Source organism: Aquabacterium sp., from assembly GCF_036279675.1.
Taxonomy (GTDB): domain Bacteria; phylum Pseudomonadota; class Gammaproteobacteria; order Burkholderiales; family Burkholderiaceae_C; genus Aquabacterium.
This window is the reverse complement of sequence record NZ_DASUIS010000071.1, coordinates 1-21,401: the sequence shown is the minus strand read 5'-3', so window position 1 is coordinate 21,401 and position 21,401 is coordinate 1. Positions and strand designations below refer to the sequence as shown.

Below are 21,401 nucleotides of genomic sequence, written 5' to 3'. Positions count from 1 at the left end.
CGGCGGGGCTGACAAGCAATGGCAACCGATTGGTCCGGACGCAAGTACCGGGTGCTCAAGTCCCTGGGCGAAAACATCGACATGATCTTTGGCGTGTACCAGCCTTCGTCCGATCGGATGCAATGGTTCCTGCACTCGCACGAAGTCGATGACGGCGGCGGCGCGATCGTCAAGATCCTGGCATCGCTGGGCATCTCGATGCCGCCCAAGGCACACAAGAGCATCCCGCCCAAGCCGGGCTTCTTCGGTCGCCTGGCTGCGCTGAAGCTGCACCTGCGCAACAGCCGGCCGGTGAACTACCCATGGCGCAAGGCGGAAGCCACCGCGCCATCAAGCCCGGCTGAGCACTGCTTCGTCTACTACCTGACGTCACTGGCGCACAGCGATCAACTCCGTGCCTGCGCCCGATCACAAGGCGTGGGCGAAACCTCGCTCTTCCTGGCCAGCCTGGACAAGGTCTGCCGCGAGCGCTTTTTACAAGAAGACTGCGAACGTGTCTGGATGATGCCGCACGACTTTCGTCGCTCCCTGGGCATTCAGACCCAATCGGGCAACTGGACGGCCCCGGTGTCGCTGCGGCTGCGCGGTGCACCCAGCACCCAGGACATCTACGGCCAGCTCAAAAGCCTGTATGGCAAGGGCATCCTGTGGGGCTCGTGGATCTACACGAACTTCGCACGCTGGCTGAGCGACGACATGATCCGCCGCGCCTATAACAGGCTGCGCCATCGCGCCTGGTTTGGCGTGTACGCCAACATGAGCGCCTGGCAGGCTCCCCCAGCCGATGCGCACAAGCTGGCAGGCAGTTGGGTGGTCAGCGCGCCGCCTTTGAGCGCGGTGTGCCCCATCACCACGGGCAGCTTCACCTGGGAGGGCCGTACCGGCTTCACGATGCAGTTGCACCCTTCATTGAATGCCGATCGCCAGGCCGCGATGGACCTGATGCGGGCCTGGATGGCCGACCTTCACCGCGTTGCAGACATCACCGAGAGCGACATCCAGCCCCGGAGCATTGCCATGCACGACCTGCAACAACAGGCCCGCCGCGTGGATGCCTGAGCTGTGCCCTGATTGAGAGACACCATGATTTCACCTCGCCATGTCACCATCAGCAAGACCATCGTCGGCCTGTCCTGGGTCCTGGGTCTGGCCGAACTGGCTCACCCTTACGTTCACATCCCGCCTGCCTGGCTGTATGTGGTGATGGCCCTGTCCTTGCTGGCCCATGCGGCTCAGTGCGTCTACTTCGCGCGCAAGTTCGGCCCTGAGGCTCACCCCCTGTGGCCGCATCTCGTGCAGATCATGATCTTCGGCATGCCGCATGTGGTGGGCTTTCAGCAAGGCCTGCGAGACTCCGGCAAGGCGGCATCGGCATGAACATGTCGGCCTCATCGGAGTTCAACCTCTACGGAGTGATGCAGACCCAGGCGCTGAAACAGCCTGGCCGCATCGCCTTTGCACAGGCGCGCCAGCGCAGCAAGTCGGGCCGCTTTCTGTATGAAACGCGCAGCTACGGCCAGTTCCTTGGCGAAGTCGATCGCACGGCGGCCTGTTTGCACGATGCCGGCATCCGCCGTGGCAGCAAGACCTTGATGCTGATACGGCCTGATCTGGACCTGCCCGTCATCGTGTTCGCCTTGTTCAAGCTCGGCGCCGTACCCGTCATCATCGACCCGGCCATGGGCATGAAGCGGTTGCTTGATTGCGTGCGCAAGGTGGCCCCTCAGGCCATGATTGCCCTGCCGCTGGTGCATGCGTTGCGCCCTTTCGTGGGCGATGCTTTCGCCAGCATCGAGTTGTTCATCAGCACCGGTGCGGCGCGCTTGCCCGCGACGCGTCGGCTGACGGACATCCGCCAGAGCAAGGCGCCCGTCAGCCCGATGGTGAAGACACAAGGCAGCGATCTGGCTGCCATCTTCTTCACCAGTGGCAGCACGGGCACGCCCAAGGGCGTGGAGGCCCTGCACAGCACCCTGGGCGCACAGATTGCCCACTTCGGCACCATGTGCGAACCTGGCCTGCAGGACGTGGAACTGGCAGCCTTCCCCGTGGCCACGCTGATCTCCCCCTGCCTGGGCCAGACCAGCGTGATCCCCGATATGGGCTCCATGCACCCAGGCCGTTGCAAACCCGACAACCTGATCCAGGCCATCGAGGATTTCGGCATCACATCCGGCTTTGCCTCACCCATCGTGTGGGAGCGCCTGAGCCGCCACTGTGTCGCCAAAGGCAAACAGCTGCCCAGCATCCGCCGGGCTTTCAGCGGTGGTGCGCCCATTCCCTACAAGATGGTCGAACGACTGGGGCATCTCATGCCACAAGGTGTGATGCACACCCCGTATGGCGCCACAGAAGTCACCCCCATCAGCACCATCGACGCCGCCGAGATCGAGCGGGAGACCGCTCGCCTGTCAGCCGTGGGTTATGGCGTGTGCGTGGGCAAGGTCGTGCCGGGCCTGGAGGTGCGCATCATCCGTACGGAGGAGCACGCACTGCACCACTGGCGCGACGTCACCGAATTGAGTGAAGGCAAGGTCGGCGAGATCGTGGTGCGTGGCGCTCTCGTTTCGCCCCGCTATCACAACGACCCCATCAACACCGCACTGACCAAGATCGAAGCCAGCGAGGCCGACGTGGCCGATGGCACATTCCCCTTCTGGCATCGCACGGGTGACGCCGGCTACTTCGACAAGCAAGGCCGACTGTGGTTTTGCGGGCGCATCAAACACATCGTCCAGGCGCAAGGCAAGCGTTATTTCTCTGTACCCGTCGAAGAGGTGCTCAATGCCGAGACCGAAGTCTGGCGCTCGGCCCTGGTGGGCGTGAACGTCGAAGGCCAGACCGAGCTGGCCATGGTGGTGGAGTTCTACCCTGAATACAAGCACCAGATCAGCCCCACGCGTCTGCACGCCTACAAGGCCCGGCTGGACGGCCTGGGCTTCCCGGTCAGACACGTGCTGCCCTACCCGAAGGCCTTTCCGGTGGACAAGCGGCACAACTCCAAAATCGAGCGCCCCCTCCTGGCCGAATGGGCGCAAGTTCAGATCAACAAGGGCGTGCGCTCATGAAAACACTGGTCACAGGTGGCGGCGGCTTTCTGGGGCGCTACATCGTCGAAGCCTTGCAGGCGCAAGGTCATGACGTGGCCGTGCTCTGCCGCGGCGACTACCCCTTCCTGCGCCAGCAAGGCGTGCAGCTGATTCAAGCCGATCTGGCTGATGCCGACGCGGTACGCGCCGCGTGCCAGGGCATCGAGCGCGTGTTCCATGTTGCATCGAAGACAGGCCCATGGGGCCGCTACGAGGACTTCCACCGCACCAATGTGCAGGGCACCCGCAACCTGATCGACGCCTGCCAGGCTGCAGGCGTGCACAAGCTGATCTACACCAGCTCGCCCAGCGCCGTCATCGGCTTTGACGATCTGTGCAATGCCGACGAACAGACGCCCTACCCCGTCAAACCCGTCAGCGCCTATCAGCACACCAAGATGCTCGCCGAGCAGATGGTGCTGGCCGCGCATGGCCAGCATGGCCTGATCACCACCGCCTTGCGCCCCCACGCCATCTGGGGTCCCCGCGACACGCAATTGCTGCCCGCACTGATCGAGCGTCACAAGGCCGGCAAGCTGATCCGAGTTGGCTCGGGCCACAACCTCATCAGCGTGAGCTATGTCGAGAACGCCGCCTGGTGGCACCTGCAGGCCGCGGACTACGACGAAGCCGGCGGCAAGGCCTATTTCGTGAACGAAGCCGAGCCTGTGTCCATGTGGGCCTGGATCGACGGGCTGCTGGGTGCCATCGGCTTGCCCCCCATCAGAAAGCAAGTGTCCTACCCCACGGCCTACGCCATCGGCGCGCTGTCGGAGGCGATCTGCACCGCTTTGCCCAGACTGGGCGAACCCAGGCTGACACGCGCCGTGGCCGCCGTCTGCGCCAAGCACCACTACTTCGACATCTCCGCCGCACGGCAGGACTTTGGCCTGAGTTCGCCGGTGTCGATGGCTGAGGCTCACCGGCGCTTCGCCGCCTGGTTCGGCGCCTCACCAACTGAACAGGACACCCCATGCGCACTGGTTCATCCATCCTGATCACCGGCGCGTCCAGCGGCATCGGTCAGGCCCTGGCGCTGCACTTCGCACAGCGAGGGCACCTCGTTCTGGCGGGCGTGCGCCGCCGTGAAGACGCCGATGAGTTGATTGCCCGATCGCAAGGCCGCATCACGCCCGTTCGGCTGGACGTCACATCCGCCTCGTCCATCGAGGCAGCGTTGGCGGACGTCAGTTCTCGAACAGGCGCGCAACTGGACGTGTTGATCAACAACGCGGGCCTGGCCTTCAGCGGCCCCCTGGAGCAAACACCACAGGAGGAACTGGCACAGCTCATGAATGTCAACGTGATGGGCACCTTCGCGGTGACCCGCGCCTGCCTGCCCCTGCTGCGACAGGCTCAAGGCCACATCGTCAACATCAGCTCCATCTCAGGCTTGTTTGCCGCGCCCGGGCTGACCGCCTATGTGGCCTCCAAGCATGCCGTCGAGGGCATGACGGCCGCATTGCGCATGGAACTGGCGCCGCTGGGCGTGAAGGTCTGCTCGATCGCACCCGGCAAGATCGACACCCCGATCTGGGACAAGGCCATGCATGCCACTGAAGCCATGCAGGCCAGACAGGCACCGGCGTTCGCGCCTCAGCGCACACCTCACAACCAGCCTAACCAACAGCCTCACTATCAGGCGCTCAACAGCTTCTACCAACGCTACGCGCAAGAGGAACCAGGCACACCGGTTGAAGCCGTGATCAAGGCGGTGGAAAAAGCATTGCGCAGCAAGGCGCCCAAAGCCCGCTACATCGTGGGCCGCAACGCCCGCCTGCGTGCCTGCCTGAACTGGCTGCCCACTGCCTGGCGCGAGCGCCTGATTCTCAACAGCGTGACACGCGCCGCTACTTGAAAAACAGGACATTGCCACTTCCGCACGCCTGCAAACACGAAATTTTGACTAACAGCGCCAGGCAGACAGTCATTCATGAGCCCATGCCCGGGTAAAATTCGCGCCTACACCAAGACAGTGTCACCACCGTGACATGCGAGAAAGCCCATGATCTTTGGAAAGCTGCTGCCCCGTGAGGGCAATTTTTTTGAGCTGTTCAACCAGCACGCCAATCACATCGTCGTGGCTGCCCACGCCTTCGCCAATCTGGTCAAGAACTACAACGACCCCATCCTGCGCGAAAAGTACAACCAGGAGGTGGACGCCGCCGAAAGCGCCGCTGACACCGTCACCCGCGAAGTCAACCGTCTGCTGCACAAGACCTTCATCACGCCCATCGACCGCGAACAGATCCACTCGCTGATCAACACGATGGACGACGTGGCCGACCTGATGCAGGATGCTGCCGAAACCATGGCGCTGTACGACGTGCGCCGCATGACCGAGGAAATCGAGCGCCTGACCGACCTGTGCGTCAAGAGCTGCGAGCGCCTGAAATCGGCCGTGGCCCTGCTGGACGACATCGGCAGCGCCAGGACCGCCGAAGCCGCCCTCAAGACCTGCGAAGAGATCGACCAGCTCGAAACCGATGCCGACCGCGTGATGCGCGCGGCCATGAGCAAGCTGTTCCGTGAAGAGCCCGATGTGCGCGAAGTGATCAAGCTCAAGGCCATCTACGAACTGCTGGAAACCGTCACCGACAAGTGCGAAGACGTGGCCAAGCTGATCGAGGGCGTGATCCTCGAGAACTCCTGATCCCGAGAGGCTGACCATGACAACCATGCACGTGGCCCTCTGGGTCATCGTCGCTCTGGTGGTGCTGGCACTGCTGTTCGACTTCATGAACGGCTTCCATGACGCTGCCAACTCCATCGCCACGGTGGTGTCGACCGGCGTGCTGCGCCCGACTCAGGCCGTGGTGTTTGCCGCCTTCTTCAACTTCGTTGCCATCTTCATCTTCCACCTGAGTGTGGCGGCCACGGTGGGCAAAGGCATTGCAGACAAAGGGGTGGTGGACGTCTACGTGGTGTTTGGCGCACTCAGTGGCGCCATCACCTGGAACGTGATCACCTGGTTCTACGGCATCCCCAGCAGCTCCTCGCACGCCTTGATTGGCGGCATCGTGGGCGCGGTGATGGCCAAGGCGGGTGCTGGCGCGCTGATCTCGGCAGGCATCATGCGCACGGTGACCTTCATCTTCGTGTCGCCCTTGCTCGGGTTCACGTTCGGCTCCTTGATGATGGTGATCGTGGCCTGGATCTTCCGCAGGGTCTCGCCCTCTCGCGTCGATGCCTGGTTCCGGCGACTCCAGCTGGTATCAGCCGGTGCCTACAGCCTGGGCCACGGCGGCAACGACGCGCAAAAGACCATCGGCATCATCTGGATGCTGCTGATCTCGACGGGCTATGCCTCTGCCGCAGACAAATCGCCACCGGGCTGGACCATCGTGGCCTGCTACCTGGCCATCGGTGCAGGCACCATGTTCGGGGGCTGGCGCATCGTCAAGACCATGGGCCAGAAGATCACCAAACTCAAGCCAGTTGGCGGCTTCTGTGCTGAAACCGGCGGTGCCCTCACCCTGTTCATCGCCACGGCCATGGGTGTGCCCGTATCCACCACGCACACCATCACCGGCGCCATCGTTGGCGTGGGCTCGGTGCAGCGCGCCAGCGCCGTGCGCTGGGGTGTGGCGGGCAACATCGTCTGGGCCTGGATACTGACCATTCCGGCTTCCGCCTTTGTGGCGGCAGTGGCCTACTGGATCGCCCTCAAAGTCTTCTGATCAGGGCATGACATGAACGAGCAAGGTGCAGCCAGCCCCGACATCAGCCGGCTGGCAGCCTTGCTCCGCCAAGGTCCCTTTGCCGTCATCACGGGCGCGGGCCTCAGTACGGCCAGTGGCATCCCGGCCTACCGCGATGAGCACGGTCAGTGGCAGCACGCTCGCCCCATTCAGCACCAGGCCTTCCTGACCTCCGAAACGGTTCGACGCCGCTATTGGGCGCGCAGCTTCATGGGCTGGCCACGCATTGCATCGTCGCAACCCAATCCAGGGCACCGGGCTCTGGCCGCGCTGGAACATCAGGGGTGGCTCACCGGCCTGATCACCCAGAACGTCGACGGGCTGCACCAGAAAGCCGGCAGCCAGACACTGATCGAGTTGCATGGCGCGCTGGCCGAAGTCGTATGCCTTTCATGCCGCACCAGGCTGCCCCGATCAACCTTGCAGGCCCAACTGGAAGCCAGCAACGCGGGCTTCAGTCCCGTCATGTCGGGCCAGGCGCCGGACGGCGATGTGCACCTGGAAGACAGCGCCTACGCGGATTTCCAGCCTCCTGTCTGCCCGAAATGTGCCGGGATCCTGAAACCCGATGTCGTCTTCTTTGGCGACAACGTCCCTCGCGGTCGCGTCCAGGCCGCCATGCACATGGTGGAGCAGGCCCAAGGCCTGATCGTGGTGGGCTCGTCTCTGATGGTGTATTCCGGATTCCGTTTTGCCGACCAGGCACACAAGCAGGGCAAACCTGTGGTCGTCATCAATCAGGGCATCACCCGCGCAGATGCCATGCTGAGCCTCAAGATTGATCAGGAATGCGGATCGGCACTCACAAATTTGCTGCAAGTCCTGCAAACAGCACCCTGAGCACGCCATTGACATCCACGCTGAGAGCGCCATGCTCCGCCACAATGGGCTTGATACTTCAGGCAGTTCTGGCTCACTTCCTCGAAGGGCGCACATGACTCAGGTGGCACTGCACCCCGTCAAACTCGAACGCATCATCCAGATGCAATCGCTCATTGTCCAGGCGGCGTTCGACCTTGACGTGTTCATGCAAACGGTGGTCGACAACCTGCAGGAGCTCACGGGCGCCAAGGGTGCGGTGGTCGAGCTGGTGGAGCTCGACAGCATGGTCTACCGCGCCACCTGCGGCAGCATGAACCCCTTTGTGGGCATGCGCCTGCCTCAGTCCAGCAGCCTCTCGGGCTTGTGCGTCCGAACGCTGGAGGTGCTGCGCTGCACGGATGCCGAGCATGACCCGCGCGTCGACCTGCCAGCCTGCCGACGCGTCGGCGTTCGCTCCATGGTCTGCACCCCCTTGCTGCACAACCGAGCCCCCGTCGGGGTACTCAAGGTGATGTCGGACAAGGTGGATGCCTTCAACGATGAAGACGTCCACACCCTGCAATTGATGGCCGATGTCCTGGGGGCCGCACTGGGCAAGCAGATCGCCTATGACCGCCTCATCAAGGACAAACAGCAACTCAGCCACCAGGTTGAGCGCCAGGCGCAGGAAACACGAACCTTGCAGAGCGAACGCCGCGACATGCTGACCGTGCTGGCCCATGAGGTTCGACAACCGCTGAACAACGCCTCTGCCGCACTCCAAAGTGCAGCGCATCTGCTGACAGATGCCAAAGAGCCAAGCGCCGCGCAGCGCCTGTCGCGTGCCAGAGGCGTGATGGGGCAAGTGCTGGCCAACATCGACAACACCCTGGCTGTGGCCGCCCTGCTCACCCGATCAGGCCCGGCCGATCGCGCAGACACCGATGTCGACACGTTGATCAGCCTCACCATGGCGGACTTCCCCGACACCGAGCGGCATCGCATCGTGATGGCGCGCCCCAGCACCACCCGCACGGTCGCCATGGACATGAGCCTCATGCGGCTCGCGCTGCGCAATCTGCTGTCCAACGCCCTGGCATTCAGCAGCGCAAACAAACCGGTCGTGCTGACCTTGCGCGACTCCGACACCCCTCTGGCACTGGTGTTCGACGTGTGTGATCAAGGCCCGGGCATGGACGCGTCACTGATTCCCGTTCTGTTCGAAAAAGGCGTGCGCAGCACCAACCCGCACAACGCGACTGGTCATGGGCTGGGCTTGCACATTGTCAAACGGGTGATGGAACTGCATGGCGGCACCGCCGAGATGCTGCACAACAGCAGCCGGGGCGTCACCATGCGCCTGGTGCTGCCCCTGGCACCGGCCGACTGACAGGCATCAAGGCCAGGCTTCAGCGCTTGAGCTTGTAGCCCGTCTTGAAGATCCAGGCGACCACCATCAAGGACACTGCGGTGAAGCCCAGGGTCATGGCCAGGCTCACAGCCAGGCCCACATCCGCCTGCCCGTGGAAGCACCACCGAAAGCCGTTGACCAGATAGACCACCGGATTGAACAGCGAAATGGTCTGCCAGATCGGCGGCAGCATCTTGATCGAGTAGAAGCTGCCACCCAGGAAGGTCAGCGGCGTGATGATCAGCAAGGGCACGACCTGCAGCTTCTCGAAGCTGTCCGCCCACAGGCCAATGATGAAGCCGATCAGGCTGAAGGTGACCGAGGTCAGCACAAGGAACATCAACATCCACAGCGGGTGCTCGACATGCAGCGGCACGAACAAGCCCGCCGTCGCCAGGATGATGAGCCCAAGGATGATGGACTTGCTGGCAGCGGCCCCCACATAGCTGAGCACCACCTCGAAAGGCGAGATCGGCGCCGACAGCAGTTCGTAGATTGTGCCCGTGAACTTCGGGAAGTAGATGCCGAACGAGGCATTGGACAGGCTCTGCGTCAACAAGGACAACATGATCAGCCCCGGCACGATGAAGGCGCCATAGCTGATGCCGTCCACCTCCTGCATGCGAGAGCCAATGGCCGCGCCAAACACCACGAAATACAGCGATGTCGAGATCACGGGGGACACGATGCTTTGCATCAGCGTGCGACGGGCACGGGCCATCTCGAAGATGTAGATGGCGCGGATGGCGTGGAAATTCATGATGCGCGCTCCACCAGGCCCACGAAGATGTCTTCCAGGGAGCTCTGTGTTGTCTGAATGTCGTTGAAGCGAACGCCTGCGGCGATCAGGGCGTTGAGCAGCTCGGGCACGTTGACCTTGTCGTCCTGCGCGTCGTAGGTGCAGCACAGCTCATGGCCATCGGCAGAGAGGGTCAGCGCGTAGGCTTCCAGGCCGGCTGGTACGGTGGTCAGCGCCTCCGGCAGATGCAGCGTCAACTGCTTCTTGCCGAGCTTGCGCATCAACTCGTCCTTCTTTTCCACCAGGATGATCTCGCCCTTGTTGATCACGCCAATGCGATCGGCCATCTCCTGGGCCTCTTCGATGTAATGCGTGGTCAGGATGATGGTCACGCCGGCCTGCTGCAGTTTGCGCACCAGTTGCCACATGTCGCGGCGCAGGCTCACGTCCACGCCTGCCGTGGGCTCATCCAGGAAGAGGATCTGCGGCTCGTGCGACAAAGCCTTGGCAATCAGCAGCCGCCGCTTCATGCCACCTGACAGGGTGATGATCTTGTTGTCACGCTTGTCCCACAGGGAGAGATCCTTGAGGATCTGCTCGATCAGCCTGGGATCTGGCGCCTTGCCGAACAGGCCCCGGCTGAAGCAGACCGTGTCCCACACCGTCTCGAAGGCATCGGTGGTCAATTCCTGGGGCACCAGCCCGATCAGGCTGCGGGTGAGGCGGTAGTCGCGGCCGATGTCGTGGCCGTCTACCGTCACCGTACCTTCGGTGGGCGTCACGATGCCGCAAATGATGCTGATGAGCGTGGTCTTGCCAGCCCCATTGGGACCAAGCAAAGCCAGGATCTCGCCGCGGTGAATATCCAGATTGACGCGCTTGAGCGCCTGGAACCCCGAAGCATAGGACTTCGACAGGTTCTGAACAGAAAGTATGGGCTGCATCCGCAAACGATAACCGAAAGCGGCCAGCGCTGCTTGGACCAGCCCAGGGCGCTCAGGCCTTGCGCTTTCGGGTCGTCGTGGATGAGACTTTGGCCCGCTTGGCCGCTGCAGGGCGCTCGGGCTCAGCCACCTTGCGACGGCGCCGCTCCTGCCCCAGACGATGGCGGATCTCGTCCGAATCCATCCAGAAATCTGCACCCTTGATGATGCTGTCGACCTCCTCGTCAGTCAGCAAGGGCGTGCAGATGCGGTGCATCACCTTCTCGAACCACTTGCCCAGCGCCGCCACTTCGGCCTGCTGCTCGTGGCCCTTGCCGGAGAAGAAACCGGAATAGGTGTGGAACATCAGCTGGCAGTTGTCATGAACGTACAACTCGTCGCCACTGAGGAACACCATGGCGGCCATCGAATAGGCGCGCGCTTCCAGCACCGTCACCACCTTGGCATCCGAGGCTGCGATGTTGTTGATCAACTGCATCCCGGTGTTGAAGTCGCCGCCTGGCGAGTTCAGGTGCAGGTAGATCAGGTCGGTGTCGCTGGCCGTACGCAGGGTGTAGAACAATTCCGTGTAGTACTGCGGTGCCTGCAGCTCGCCACAGATGTAGTAGGAGACCTGCCTGACCGGCAACTGACGCTCGAAACGCGTCAAGCCCTGAAACGGGACCATCTCGCCCCCATCATCCTCTTCGGCCAAACGGCCCAGCACTGGACGCATCTTCTTGGTCTCCTCAGGTGAACGCGCCATCAAGGTTTCTCGCCGGGCAGAACCCAGGCTCGCGGATTGTGCTCGAAGCCGACTTTCGGGTAGTAATCGTTGGCTTTGGGGGCCGCCAGCAGGACCACCATGCACTCTGGCTGCAACCGCGAACGGGTTTCCTCGATCAGGCGGGTGCCGATGCCCTGGTGCTGGTGGGCTTCGTCAACCGCCAGATCGGCCAGATAGGCCGCATAGGTGAAGTCGGTCAGGGTGCGGGCAATGCCCACCAGCGTCTCGCCTGCCCAGGCGGTCACAGTGACATCGGCATGCCGGAGCATGCCTTCGAAGATGTCCGGCCGGTGTACGGGCCGACGTTCGCCCAGCGTGGAGCGTGTGTAAAGGTCGATCGCCTGCGCCACACTGATCGTGGCTTCATGCCGATATTCAATGTCCATTCATGACCTGCACCCGACCGTCTGGTTCACACTCAATCACGGTCGCGATCACGTCGGTCATGCCCGCGCCCATGGTCACGGTGCTCCTTGTCATGTCCGTAGGCGTTGCCACGTCCATGATCACGTCGGTCTGGCGGGGCAAAACGACGGTCGCGCGCATGTTCGCGCTCCCAACGCTCCCTCACCCAGTCTTCCCGAACAAAGTACACCGGTTGCCCACACGCACTATAGCGACTGCAATAGCGCCGCCAATCCTGTTGATGCTGGGGCGGCACATACAGGTAGATCGGGCTTTGATAGACCGCAACCGGCGACGGCTGGACGATGATGGGCTGTGGATACACCACGACCGGTTCAGGATAGTTGCCGATGTTGATCCGGCCATACATTCCGGGCTGGTGGATACCGATCGAAATGCCCACATTGGTCTCGGCGAAAACGGGGGCTGCGCACAGCACCGCCAGAGAAAGCAGGAGCTTCTTGATCATCATGACACTCCAGTTGTGAAGATAGCCATTTAACGCACCCACCTGGCGTCCTGTCTACCGGGTACCGCACATTTACAGGTATTTACGCTCGAGGGCACTCAAGCAGGCATCTGCGCCCTGGCCAGTTTGACCGCGTCGTCAATGCTGAGCATGGTGAGCGTACGAAATGGCAGTCCCGCTCGCTGCAGCACGACATAAGCCCGAGATTTGAGCCGCGCCACCATCAACAGTTGTCCAGCACGAGCCAGGTCGGCCTGCAGGTCTTTCAGAGCTTCCACACAACTGCCATCCAGGTCGGGAGACTCCTCCAGGCTCAGAATGAGACAAGGTGCCGCCGGGCAGCGCCGCCATTCAGCTCGTATCTGCGCCATCAGGCTCTCGACATTGCCGAAGAACATGGGCGCCTCCGGACGGACAATCAGCAAGCCCTCTTCCTGGCGAACCAGCGGCGACAACTTCACGTCGATGAAATCGTGCCCGTTTTCGAGGCGCCCCAGCACGGCCACATGGGCCTGGGCCAGGCCGCGCAAGGTCATGAACAGGCTGATCCCGATGGACGCCAGCAGGCCATCCAGCACACCCAGCCACAGTACCCCTGCCACAGCCAGCATGGCCACCAGGCGATCACGCTGCCATACGAAATAGGGCGAAAAAACGCGTGGGTCCAGCATATTGGTCACCGCGTGGATCACGATGGCGCCCAGTACCGGTTCCGGCATGTAGGCGACCACGGGCAACAAGCTCAAGGCCACCACCAGCAGAACAGTCAGGGCAACCAGCCCAGCCCAGCGAGACTGCGCACCCGCCGATTCATTGGCCACACTGGCCGAATAGCCTGCGCCCACCGGCATGCCATGGACGATGCTGCTCAGCACGTTGGCCACACCGAGCGCCAGCAAATCGCGGTTGGGCTGGATCTCGTCGCCATGCTTGATTGCCAGGCTGCGTATCGCACCGTAGGACTCGGCATACAGGATGAGCACCATTGCCACGGCCAGTTCCCCCAGGCGCAACCACTGTTCGCGCTGCAGTGACGGCCAGGCGGGCTGGTTGAGATGCAACTCGATCACGCCGACGGCCGCCACGCCCCTGTCGGCCAGTTGCAGATGATGCTGCGCGGCAATCCCTGCCAACATGACCAGCAAGGCACCGGGCCAGCGCTGCCCCAACCTGGAAAACAGAAACAGGGCGAGCAGTGCCAGGCCACCAAGCAGCATGCTGGCACCATGCCATTGCGCCTGGCTGGCCCACAAATTCGTGAGCAAGGCCTGTGCGTCATGCCCATGTGCCGGCACGCCCAGCATCCGCGGCAGTTGCTTGACGATGATGATCAAGGCCAGGCCAAAAGCGAAGCCTCTGAGTACCGGCTTGGAAATGAAGGCCGACACCGCTCCCACCTTGGCCAGCGCCCCCAGCATGAACAACAAGCCCGTCAGCAGGACCAGGCCGGCCGCCAGCTCCAGGCGCATGAGCGTGTTCAGACCAGCCATGGAGCCCGTTGCCGCCAGCAGCACCGCCGCAGACGATGACGTGGCCGACACGATGGCAAACCGGCTGCTCCCCAGCAGGGCATAGCTCAGCAGCCCGGCGAACAGCGCCAACACCCCGGCCTGGGGCGGCATGTTGCCAATGCCCGCGTAAGCCACCGCCTCAGGCAGCAGCAAACCCGCCACGGACAGGCCTGCCAGCACATCCTGCCAACTCGGTCCACGCCTGATCAAAAAACTCACTCCCCTTGCATCAGCGAATCGAGTGTCAACTCGTAGGCCGATCCGAAGGTATCCAGGAAGTACTGCACTTCGGGCGTCATGTGCTCGTCAATCTTCGATTTGACTTGCACGGTCGCCTGTTCGAACTCCTTGTTGCCATATCGAAGTTCGGCACGGCACTTCAACCAGGCAGCCAGCCGATCGGCAGACTTGATCAGGCGGGCCTCCTCGCCCGGCCATTCGTGGTGGTCCATGGCCGACTTCAGGGCAGGCCGCACCGCTTCAGGCAGGAGGCGCAGCATCTCCTCGCACACCTCGCTCTCCAGATTCTGGGTGGCGTGGCGCATGGCGGGCGAATACTTCACCGGTGTGGGCAGATCGCCCGTGATGGCCTCGGTGGCGTCATGGAACAAGGCACGCGTGGCCACGGCATTGGGATCGATCGCCTTGCCCAGCACGTCACGCGCGATCACGGCCAGCGCGTGGGCAATGACGGCCACCTCCCAGCTGTGCTGGGCCACATCCTCCTCCACCGCATTGCGCATCAAACCCCAACGCTTGATGAAGCGCAGACGCGACAGGTGTGCGTAAAAAGGACTGTGAGGCGCAGCGGTTTGAGGCATAAAGTCGGCAGCGACATGCAAAGAAGGACGGGTTCCCATCTTCGCGCAAATCCCGTCGATTCCAGCCCCTCGCTACCCCGACTGCAACCCCGACACCACAACCATGCCTGACGACCTCGGCAAATACCTGATCATCGCCTTCATCGTCGGCGCGGTGTACCTGGCCTGGCATGCCTGGCAGATCAAACAGGCCAGCCCGAACTGGCCATCGGTCGAAGGCGAGATGCTGGTCGCCAAGGCCAGGGCGCGCAATGAAACCGGCGACCAGAGCGGCACGCCTACCCACGAGTGGTTCACCGAGGTGCGCTATCGCTACACGGTCAACGGCACCACCTATACCGGCGATCGCCTGCGCGCCTTTGGTCTGAACCATTTTGACGAGCAACAGGCGCTCAAGGAACTCGCCCCCTTCCCGGTCGGCCAGAAGGTCAAGGTCTACTACGACCCCGCCAAGCCCTCTTCCAGCGTACTGATTCCGGGATGATCCCCCGATTTGTCACAGGTTTCGGGTGTCCGAAATAGCAAGGCGCTTGCATACCCCACAGGGGTATATGTATACTCCCCACCGTATAGAGATGAGGAGAGCGTTTCATGGCCAGACACCATGCCGTCAGAACCCTGTTGATTGCCACGCTGGCCGCTGCATGGCTGCCAGGCTGGGCGCAAAGTGCCCCACCGAAGGTCCCCACCGTGCGTGTTCAGTCTCAAAACCAGGCCGGCGCCATGGAGTGGGATGGCGTGATCCAGGCCATTCGCCAGAGCACCGTGTCGGCCCAGGTGCCGGGCAACATCACCGCCTTGCTGGTCAAGGCCGGCGACACGGTCAAGGCCGGGCAGGCGCTGGCGCAAGTTGATGACCGTGACGTCCAGGCCGCCCTGACTCGCACCCAGGCCGACGTGGCGCAGGCCGAAGCCCAGCTCACCAATGCTCGCCTGCAATGGGAGCGCAGCCAGGCCCTGAAAGCCCAGGGGTTCATCAGTGCAGCTGCCTTTGATGGCGCACAGGCGCAGTGGCGCTCCGCGCAAGCCGCTTTCAATGCCGCCAGGGCGGGGCAGTCGCAAGCGGCCCTGGCCAGAGGTTTTGCCACGCTGAGCGCCCCGTTCGACGGGCGCATCCTGGCGACCTACGCCGATGTCGGTGACCTGGCAGCACCGGGGCGCCCCGTGCTGAGCCTGTATGCCCCTCAGGCCATGCGTGCCGTGGTTCAAGTGCCCGCGTCGCTGGCAAACCGGATCAAAACGGCACGTACTGCCGAGGTCAACCTGCCCGCAGGCACGGATCTGGCACCAGCTCATTGGGTTCGCGCCACGCGCATCGTGTCACTGCCTGGCGCCGATCCGGTCTCCCAGACAGTGGAATGGCGCCTCGACTTGCCGTCGACCACGGCCCTGCCCGGCCAGACCGCACGCGTCCGGTTCAGCGACATGGCCCCGGCCGCCGCAGACGGCCCCGCTGAAACAGGCCTGTCCATTCCGGCACAGGCTGTCGTCAGGCGTGGCGAACTCACTGCCGTCTACGTGGTGCGTGAAGGCCAGTTCATGCTGCAAGCCGTGCGCACCGCCCCTGCCAGCGCACAGGCGAGCACGGTCACGGTGCTCAGCGGGCTGAGGGCCGGCGACACCATCGCCGCAGATGCCTTGAAGGCGGGCCTGGCCAACGCCAGCCCGATGAAACCATGAGTGAACAACAGCAGATGGGCATTGCCGGCCGTCTCGCCCAGGCCTTTCAGCTCAACGCCTTGACGCCGCTGCTGGCCATCGTCGCCATGCTGCTGGGGCTGTTCGCGGTGTTGGTGACACCTCGCGAAGAGGAGCCCCAGATCAATGTCACCATGGCCAACGTGCTGGTGCCCTTCCCTGGCGCCTCCAGCCAGGACGTCCAGAACATGATCGCAGGCCCCGCCGAACAGGTGCTGGGGCAAATCGCGGACATCGAGCACACCTACGCCGTCTCACGCCCGGGCATGGCCGTGCTGACCGTGCAGTTCAAGGTGGGCGTCCCCCGCACGGATGCACTGGTGCGCCTTTATGACGTGCTCAACGCCAATCAGGATTGGCTCCCCCGCAACCTGGGCGCCCTGCCCCCGATCGTCAAGCCCAAAGGCATCGATGACGTCCCCGTTCTGGCCGTGACGCTGTGGAGCCGCGACGCGCAGTCTGCGCTGGAGCTGGAGCGTGTCGCCCGCAGCCTGGAGGCTGAGATCAAACGTGTCCCTGGCACGCGCGAGGTCCAGACCATCGGTGGTCCAGGGCAGGCCGTGATGGTCACACTGGATCCGAGTCGCTTGCGTGAGCGCGGCGTGGACCTGGGTACCCTGCAACAGGCCCTGGCTGCCGCCAACCTCAGCCTGCCGTCGGGCAGCGTGCTGCAACCTGGTACAGGCCGATCCAATGCGCAAGGCCAAAGCCAGATGCTGACGATCGAAACGGGCGAGTTCCTGCGCTCGGCCGAAGACGTCGGCGACCTGGTGATTGGCGTGAGCCGAGGCAAACCGGTGTACCTGCGTGAAGTGGCCACGGTGGAATGGGGGGCGCAACAGGCCAGCCGCCACGTGTGGTTCACCCCCGGAGCCGGCTCGGCCAGCAGCGCACCGCAAGGCACCGGTCAGGCCTTCCCCGCCGTGACCCTCACCGTGACCAAAAAGCCCGGCCAGAACGCCGTGGACGTGGCCCGTGCCGTGCGCCAGCGACTGGATGAACTGCGCAACACGGTGCTGCCAGCCAATGTCGACCTGACCATCACCCGCGACTACGGCGAAACCGCAGCCGAGAAAGCCAACAAGCTGATCCAGAAGCTGGCCTTTGCCACCGGCTCCGTGATCCTGCTGGTGGGCCTGGCGCTGGGCCGCCGCGAAGCGGTGATCGTCGGTGCCGCCGTGATCCTGACGCTCACCGCCACCTTGTTCGCCTCCTGGGCCTGGGGCTTCACGCTCAACCGCGTCTCGCTGTTTGCCCTGATCTTCTCCATCGGCATCCTGGTGGACGACGCCATCGTGGTGGTGGAAAACATCCATCGGCATCAACAGCTCGCACCTGGCAAGCCCCTCAAGGAAATCATCCCGCTGGCGGTCGATGAGGTGGGCGGCCCGACTATTCTGGCCACGCTCACGGTGATCGCCGCCCTGTTGCCCATGGCCTTCGTGAGTGGTCTGATGGGGCCTTACATGAGCCCGATCCCGATCAACTCCAGCCTGGGGATGGCCATCTCGCTGGGCATCGCCTTCACGGTCACGCCGTGGCTGGCGCTCAAGCTCATGAAGCCGCATGCTGGTTCGCATGGCGCAGCACAAGGTCATGCAGAGCTTGCGGCCACGGGCCTCTCGGGCAAATTGCACAAGCTCTTCAACCGCGTGCTCATGCCCTTGCTCGTGCATCGTGGCCGACGCTGGACGATGGGCCTGGGCATCATCGTCGCGCTGATGCTGTCGATCGGCCTGGCCACCATCCCTTCATCGGGCATGGGCGTGATCCTCAAGATGCTGCCCTTTGACAACAAGAGCGAGTTCCAGGTTGTGGTGGACATGCCTGCCGGTACGCCAGTGGAAGACACCGCGTCAGCCTTGCAGGACATGAGCGCCTTTCTGGCCCGTCAGCCCGAAGTGCTCAACCTGCAAGGCTATGCAGGCACGGCCTCGCCCATCACCTTCAACGGCCTGGTTCGCCAGTACTACCTGCGCGCTGACGCCGAGCAAGGCGATCTGCAGGTCAATCTGGTGGACAAGCACCACCGTCACGAAAAGAGCCACGTCATCGCCCAACGGCTGCGGACGGAACTGGAAAAGATCGCTGCGCGCCACGGTGCACGCGTCAAGGTCGTGGAAGTACCGCCTGGCCCCCCGGTGATGTCGCCCCTGGTGGCTGAGATCTACGGGCCTGACGAGGCAGGTCGGCAGCAGCTCGCCCAACGCGTGGCCAAAGCCTTCAGTGACACCGCCGACATCGTGGGCATCGACACCAGCCTGAAGGAAGACGCGCCCCGGGTGTTCCTGAGGGTGCAGCGGCAGCGCGCCGAGTCGCTGGGCATCCCCGTGGCCAGTGTGGCTCAGGCCGTGCAAGCGGCGCTGTCAGGTGCCGACCCGGCCTATCTGCACGATGGCCAGTCACGCATCGCCGTGCCGGTGCGCATCCAGTTGCCACGTGAATCGCAGATCGGGCTGGACAAGCTGCTGGCCCTGCCCTTGCGCGCTGGCAACGGGCAACTGGTGCCCTTGTCGGAGCTGGTGCGGGTCGAGCGCGGCGTGATCGACAAGCCCTTGTTCAGCAAGGACCTGATGCCGGTGAGCTATGTGTTCGGTGACATGGCGGGCCAGCTCGACTCGCCGCTCTATGGGCTGTTTGCCATCCGCGGCAAGCTGGAGGCAGCCGCCTTGCCAGGCACTGGCGCCATCGCCGAATACTGGATCAAGCAGCCCTCCGATCCCTACCGGGCCTACGCGCTCAAGTGGGATGGCGAATGGCAGATCACCTATGAGACTTTCCGCGACATGGGGGCGGCCTATGGCGTGGGCCTCATCCTGATCTACCTGCTGGTGGTGGCGCAGTTCAAGTCCTATCGCACACCGCTGATCATCATGGCGCCGATTCCGCTGACCATCATCGGCGTGATGCCTGGCCATGCGCTCCTGGGCGCGCAATTCACGGCCACCTCCATGATCGGCATGATCGCCCTGGCCGGCATCATCGTGCGCAACTCCATCCTGCTGGTGGATTTCATCGAGCTGCAGGTCGCGCGCGGCGTGGCCTTCAAGCAAGCCGTGGTCGAGTCTGCGGCCGTAAGAGCCCAACCCATTGCGCTGACCGGCATCGCCGCCATGGTGGGCGCATTCTTCATCCTGGACGACCCCATCTTCAATGGTCTCGCCGTGTCCCTGATTTTCGGGATTCTGGTGTCCACCTTGCTCACGCTGGTGGTCATCCCTGTTCTGTACTACGCCGCCTACCGGCGCCTGCATGAGCCTGTCTGATCGGGCTCACCTCACTCTCTGAAAGGAAACGCACCATGACCATCGAGCGCATGATCCGCATTGTCGCCGGGCTGTTCATCATGATCTCCCTTGCCCTCGGCGTGGAAGGCAGCCCGCTGTTCGTGTCGAAGTGGGCCCTGGCCTTCACCGCCTTTGTCGGCGCCAACCTGTTCCAGTTCGGCTTCACCAATTTCTGCCCGATGGCCATCATCCTGCGCAAGCTGGGCTTCAAGGACGCAGCGGCCTGCGCCTGAGCACGGCCTGCCCCCTGCAAAGCCTTGTTCCATGAAGCCACGCAGCACGAAATCCAAGGTGTCGTCCGCGACATCGCCAGACTGCGCGTCGCATTCGATTCAGGACACACGCAACAAGAGCGAGATTCTCAATCGACTCAAGCGCGCCGAAGGACAACTGCGTGGCATCCAGCGCATGATCGAAGAGGGCCAACCGGGCCTGGCCGTGGCCACACAGATGGCCGCCGTGCGCAAGGCGCTGGACAGCACCTATGTGCGCATCACGGTCTGCTTCATGGCGCAACAAATACGCGAAAACCTGCCTGGCCAAGAGCCATCCCCTCCCGAGCGCGATCGTGTAATGGCTGACATCGAGACCCTGTTGGGCAAGATTCGTTGAATCTTGTTGATTCGGCCCGCCCACGCCCGTGATAACCCTGTAGCCCAACTGCATTCAAAGTCCGATCATTCCAATATACCCGTACCCGTATAGGTAAAGGAGATTGACATGGCTCACATCGTGATACTTGGCGCCGGCATCGGCGGCCTGCCCATGGCCTTCGAGATGAAAGAAAACGCGCGACCGGAAGACACGGTCACCGTCATCTCCAACACCCCCACCTTCCATTTTGTCCCGTCCAACCCCTGGGTCGCGGTGGACTGGCGCGACCGCGACGAGATCGAGTTGCCTATCGCGCCGATCCTGGAAAAAAAGGGGGTGGCCTTCATTCCGGTGGGTGCCAAACGGGTGCATCCCGAACGCAATGAGGTCGAGCTGGCGGATGATCGGCGCATTCCCTACGACTATCTCGTCATCGCCACCGGCCCCAAACTGGCCTTTGATGAAATCGAGGGGCTTGGGCCACAGGGGCATACGCAATCCATCTGTCATGTCGACCATGCGGAACATGCCCGGGATGCCTGGGCAGCCTTCGTTCAGGATCCAGGCCCCATCGTTGTAGGTGCCGTTCAGGGGGCGTCGTGCTTCGGCCCGGCCTACGAGTACGCCATGATCATGGAAACTGATCTGCGCCGCCGCAAGATCCGCGACAAGGTCCCCATGACTTTCGTGACCTCCGAGCCCTACATCGGGCACCTGGGCCTGGGAGGCGTGGGGGACTCCAAGAGCATGATGGAGTCCATCTTCCGCGACAAGTCCGTTCGCTGGATCTGCAATGCCAAGGTCAGCAAGGTCGAAGCCGGCACCATGCACGTGATCGAGCACGATGACGACGGCAAGCCCAAGAAGGAGCATGCCCTGCCCTTCAAATATTCGATGATGCTGCCGGCCTTCAAAGGCGTGGACGCCATATTGGGTATCGATGGCCTGGTCAATCCGCGTGGCTTCGTGCTGATCGACGAGCATCAGCGCAACCCACGTTATCCCAACGTGTTTGCAGTCGGTGTGTGCGTGGCCATCACGCCCCCCGAACCCACCCCCGTCCCCACGGGAATCCCGAAGACGGGCTACATGATCGAATCCATGGTCACGGCCACCGCCCACAACATACGAGCCCTGCTGGACGGTGCCCAACCCACGCAGAAAG

22 protein-coding genes are annotated in these 21,401 nt (G+C 63.0%); 15 read left to right on the top strand and 7 right to left on the bottom strand.

The features are described from left to right. Positions 1 to 18: 18 nt before the first annotated feature. The 9 genes from VFW93_RS08585 (at position 19) to VFW93_RS08545 (ending at position 8,981) form a co-directional block, all read left to right on the top strand. Complete coding sequence (locus tag VFW93_RS08585) at positions 19 to 1,059, top strand: hypothetical protein (protein ID WP_329693581.1); 1,041 nt, start codon at positions 19 to 21, stop codon at positions 1,057 to 1,059. A 24-nt stretch (positions 1,060 to 1,083) separates the two neighbouring features. Further along, positions 1,084 to 1,377: a hypothetical protein gene (locus VFW93_RS08580; protein ID WP_329693580.1), complete on the top strand. Its 294-nt coding sequence runs from the start codon at positions 1,084 to 1,086 to the stop codon at positions 1,375 to 1,377. Further along, a complete protein-coding gene (locus VFW93_RS08575) occupies positions 1,374 to 3,068 on the top strand; it encodes a fatty acid CoA ligase family protein (RefSeq protein ID WP_329693579.1) in 1,695 nt (564 codons plus the stop codon). Before VFW93_RS08580 ends, VFW93_RS08575 begins: the two co-directional genes overlap by 4 nt. Then, the gene (locus VFW93_RS08570; protein ID WP_329693578.1) at positions 3,065 to 4,087 is read left to right on the top strand and encodes an NAD-dependent epimerase/dehydratase family protein; all 1,023 of its coding nucleotides are present in this window, start codon (positions 3,065 to 3,067) and stop codon (positions 4,085 to 4,087) included. Before VFW93_RS08575 ends, VFW93_RS08570 begins: the two co-directional genes overlap by 4 nt. Continuing rightward, a complete protein-coding gene (locus tag VFW93_RS08565) occupies positions 4,063 to 4,947 on the top strand; it encodes an SDR family oxidoreductase (RefSeq protein ID WP_329693577.1) in 885 nt (294 codons plus the stop codon). The genes VFW93_RS08570 and VFW93_RS08565 overlap by 25 nt, the downstream gene beginning before the upstream one ends. Positions 4,948 to 5,094: 147 nt before the next feature. Next, positions 5,095 to 5,742, top strand: coding sequence for a DUF47 domain-containing protein (locus VFW93_RS08560; protein WP_329693576.1), 648 nt, complete (start codon positions 5,095 to 5,097; stop codon positions 5,740 to 5,742). Between the two features lie 16 nt (positions 5,743 to 5,758). Then, positions 5,759 to 6,769, top strand: coding sequence for an inorganic phosphate transporter (locus VFW93_RS08555; RefSeq protein ID WP_329693575.1), 1,011 nt, complete (start codon positions 5,759 to 5,761; stop codon positions 6,767 to 6,769). Positions 6,770 to 6,781: 12 nt separating this feature from the next. After that, the gene (locus tag VFW93_RS08550; RefSeq protein ID WP_329693574.1) at positions 6,782 to 7,630 is read left to right on the top strand and encodes an NAD-dependent protein deacetylase; all 849 of its coding nucleotides are present in this window, start codon (positions 6,782 to 6,784) and stop codon (positions 7,628 to 7,630) included. Positions 7,631 to 7,724: 94 nt separating this feature from the next. Beyond that, positions 7,725 to 8,981: a GAF domain-containing sensor histidine kinase gene (locus VFW93_RS08545; protein ID WP_329693573.1), complete on the top strand. Its 1,257-nt coding sequence runs from the start codon at positions 7,725 to 7,727 to the stop codon at positions 8,979 to 8,981. 19 nt (positions 8,982 to 9,000) lie between these two features. Here VFW93_RS08545 and VFW93_RS08540 read toward each other — a convergent pair whose 3' ends face one another. The 7 genes from VFW93_RS08540 to yfbR form a co-directional block, all read right to left on the bottom strand. Then, entirely contained in the window at positions 9,001 to 9,762 is a 762-nt protein-coding gene (locus tag VFW93_RS08540) for an ABC transporter permease (RefSeq protein ID WP_329693572.1), read from the bottom strand. Continuing rightward, positions 9,759 to 10,685 carry an ABC transporter ATP-binding protein gene (locus VFW93_RS08535; RefSeq protein WP_329693571.1) on the bottom strand — a complete coding sequence of 309 codons (927 nt, stop codon included), beginning with the start codon at positions 10,683 to 10,685 and terminating at the stop codon, positions 9,759 to 9,761. The genes VFW93_RS08540 and VFW93_RS08535 overlap by 4 nt, the downstream gene beginning before the upstream one ends. A 52-nt stretch (positions 10,686 to 10,737) precedes the next feature. Further along, complete coding sequence (locus tag VFW93_RS08530) at positions 10,738 to 11,400, bottom strand: Clp protease ClpP (RefSeq protein WP_329693570.1); 663 nt, start codon at positions 11,398 to 11,400, stop codon at positions 10,738 to 10,740. Between the two features lie 29 nt (positions 11,401 to 11,429). Then, on the bottom strand, positions 11,430 to 11,837 hold the full coding sequence (locus VFW93_RS08525; protein ID WP_329693569.1) for a GNAT family N-acetyltransferase: 408 nt from the start codon (positions 11,835 to 11,837) through the stop codon (positions 11,430 to 11,432). Between the two features lie 32 nt (positions 11,838 to 11,869). Next, the gene (locus VFW93_RS08520) at positions 11,870 to 12,325 is read right to left on the bottom strand and encodes a hypothetical protein (RefSeq protein ID WP_329693568.1); all 456 of its coding nucleotides are present in this window, start codon (positions 12,323 to 12,325) and stop codon (positions 11,870 to 11,872) included. 98 nt (positions 12,326 to 12,423) lie between these two features. After that, positions 12,424 to 14,055 (bottom strand): SulP family inorganic anion transporter, encoded by a 1,632-nt coding sequence (locus VFW93_RS08515; protein WP_329693567.1) that lies wholly within the window; start codon positions 14,053 to 14,055, stop codon positions 12,424 to 12,426. Next, positions 14,052 to 14,657 (bottom strand): 5'-deoxynucleotidase, encoded by a 606-nt coding sequence (yfbR, locus tag VFW93_RS08510; RefSeq protein ID WP_329693566.1) that lies wholly within the window; start codon positions 14,655 to 14,657, stop codon positions 14,052 to 14,054. The genes VFW93_RS08515 and yfbR overlap by 4 nt, the downstream gene beginning before the upstream one ends. A 103-nt stretch (positions 14,658 to 14,760) precedes the next feature. Between yfbR and VFW93_RS08505 the strand changes: the two genes are divergently transcribed. From VFW93_RS08505 to VFW93_RS08480, 6 genes are all read left to right on the top strand, one after another. Then, a complete protein-coding gene (locus tag VFW93_RS08505) occupies positions 14,761 to 15,141 on the top strand; it encodes a DUF3592 domain-containing protein (protein ID WP_329693565.1) in 381 nt (126 codons plus the stop codon). Positions 15,142 to 15,248: 107 nt separating this feature from the next. Next, positions 15,249 to 16,337, top strand: coding sequence for an efflux RND transporter periplasmic adaptor subunit (locus VFW93_RS08500; protein ID WP_329693564.1), 1,089 nt, complete (start codon positions 15,249 to 15,251; stop codon positions 16,335 to 16,337). Next, entirely contained in the window at positions 16,334 to 19,621 is a 3,288-nt protein-coding gene (locus VFW93_RS08495; RefSeq protein ID WP_329693563.1) for an efflux RND transporter permease subunit, read from the top strand. The genes VFW93_RS08500 and VFW93_RS08495 overlap by 4 nt, the downstream gene beginning before the upstream one ends. 35 nt (positions 19,622 to 19,656) lie before the next feature. Beyond that, on the top strand, positions 19,657 to 19,875 hold the full coding sequence (locus VFW93_RS08490; protein WP_329693562.1) for a DUF2892 domain-containing protein: 219 nt from the start codon (positions 19,657 to 19,659) through the stop codon (positions 19,873 to 19,875). Between the two features lie 31 nt (positions 19,876 to 19,906). Further along, positions 19,907 to 20,254 carry a metal-sensing transcriptional repressor gene (locus VFW93_RS08485; protein ID WP_329693561.1) on the top strand — a complete coding sequence of 116 codons (348 nt, stop codon included), beginning with the start codon at positions 19,907 to 19,909 and terminating at the stop codon, positions 20,252 to 20,254. Between the two features lie 108 nt (positions 20,255 to 20,362). Next, positions 20,363 to 21,401: FAD/NAD(P)-binding oxidoreductase (locus VFW93_RS08480; protein ID WP_329693560.1), on the top strand; the 1,039-nt coding region annotated here is incomplete at its 3' end.

Coding starts and splice junctions, on each gene's coding strand:
- VFW93_RS08585 (WP_329693581.1), top strand. CDS start 19: ATGGCAACCGATTGGTCCGGACGCAAGTACCGGGTGCTCAAGTCCCTG.
- VFW93_RS08580 (WP_329693580.1), top strand. CDS start 1,084: ATGATTTCACCTCGCCATGTCACCATCAGCAAGACCATCGTCGGCCTG.
- VFW93_RS08575 (WP_329693579.1), top strand. CDS start 1,374: ATGAACATGTCGGCCTCATCGGAGTTCAACCTCTACGGAGTGATGCAG.
- VFW93_RS08570 (WP_329693578.1), top strand. CDS start 3,065: ATGAAAACACTGGTCACAGGTGGCGGCGGCTTTCTGGGGCGCTACATC.
- VFW93_RS08565 (WP_329693577.1), top strand. CDS start 4,063: ATGCGCACTGGTTCATCCATCCTGATCACCGGCGCGTCCAGCGGCATC.
- VFW93_RS08560 (WP_329693576.1), top strand. CDS start 5,095: ATGATCTTTGGAAAGCTGCTGCCCCGTGAGGGCAATTTTTTTGAGCTG.
- VFW93_RS08555 (WP_329693575.1), top strand. CDS start 5,759: ATGACAACCATGCACGTGGCCCTCTGGGTCATCGTCGCTCTGGTGGTG.
- VFW93_RS08550 (WP_329693574.1), top strand. CDS start 6,782: ATGAACGAGCAAGGTGCAGCCAGCCCCGACATCAGCCGGCTGGCAGCC.
- VFW93_RS08545 (WP_329693573.1), top strand. CDS start 7,725: ATGACTCAGGTGGCACTGCACCCCGTCAAACTCGAACGCATCATCCAG.
- VFW93_RS08540 (WP_329693572.1), bottom strand. CDS start 9,762: ATGAATTTCCACGCCATCCGCGCCATCTACATCTTCGAGATGGCCCGT.
- VFW93_RS08535 (WP_329693571.1), bottom strand. CDS start 10,685: ATGCAGCCCATACTTTCTGTTCAGAACCTGTCGAAGTCCTATGCTTCG.
- VFW93_RS08530 (WP_329693570.1), bottom strand. CDS start 11,400: ATGCGTCCAGTGCTGGGCCGTTTGGCCGAAGAGGATGATGGGGGCGAG.
- VFW93_RS08525 (WP_329693569.1), bottom strand. CDS start 11,837: ATGGACATTGAATATCGGCATGAAGCCACGATCAGTGTGGCGCAGGCG.
- VFW93_RS08520 (WP_329693568.1), bottom strand. CDS start 12,325: ATGATCAAGAAGCTCCTGCTTTCTCTGGCGGTGCTGTGCGCAGCCCCC.
- yfbR (WP_329693566.1), bottom strand. CDS start 14,657: ATGCCTCAAACCGCTGCGCCTCACAGTCCTTTTTACGCACACCTGTCG.
- VFW93_RS08505 (WP_329693565.1), top strand. CDS start 14,761: ATGCCTGACGACCTCGGCAAATACCTGATCATCGCCTTCATCGTCGGC.
- VFW93_RS08500 (WP_329693564.1), top strand. CDS start 15,249: ATGGCCAGACACCATGCCGTCAGAACCCTGTTGATTGCCACGCTGGCC.
- VFW93_RS08495 (WP_329693563.1), top strand. CDS start 16,334: ATGAGTGAACAACAGCAGATGGGCATTGCCGGCCGTCTCGCCCAGGCC.
- VFW93_RS08490 (WP_329693562.1), top strand. CDS start 19,657: ATGACCATCGAGCGCATGATCCGCATTGTCGCCGGGCTGTTCATCATG.
- VFW93_RS08485 (WP_329693561.1), top strand. CDS start 19,907: ATGAAGCCACGCAGCACGAAATCCAAGGTGTCGTCCGCGACATCGCCA.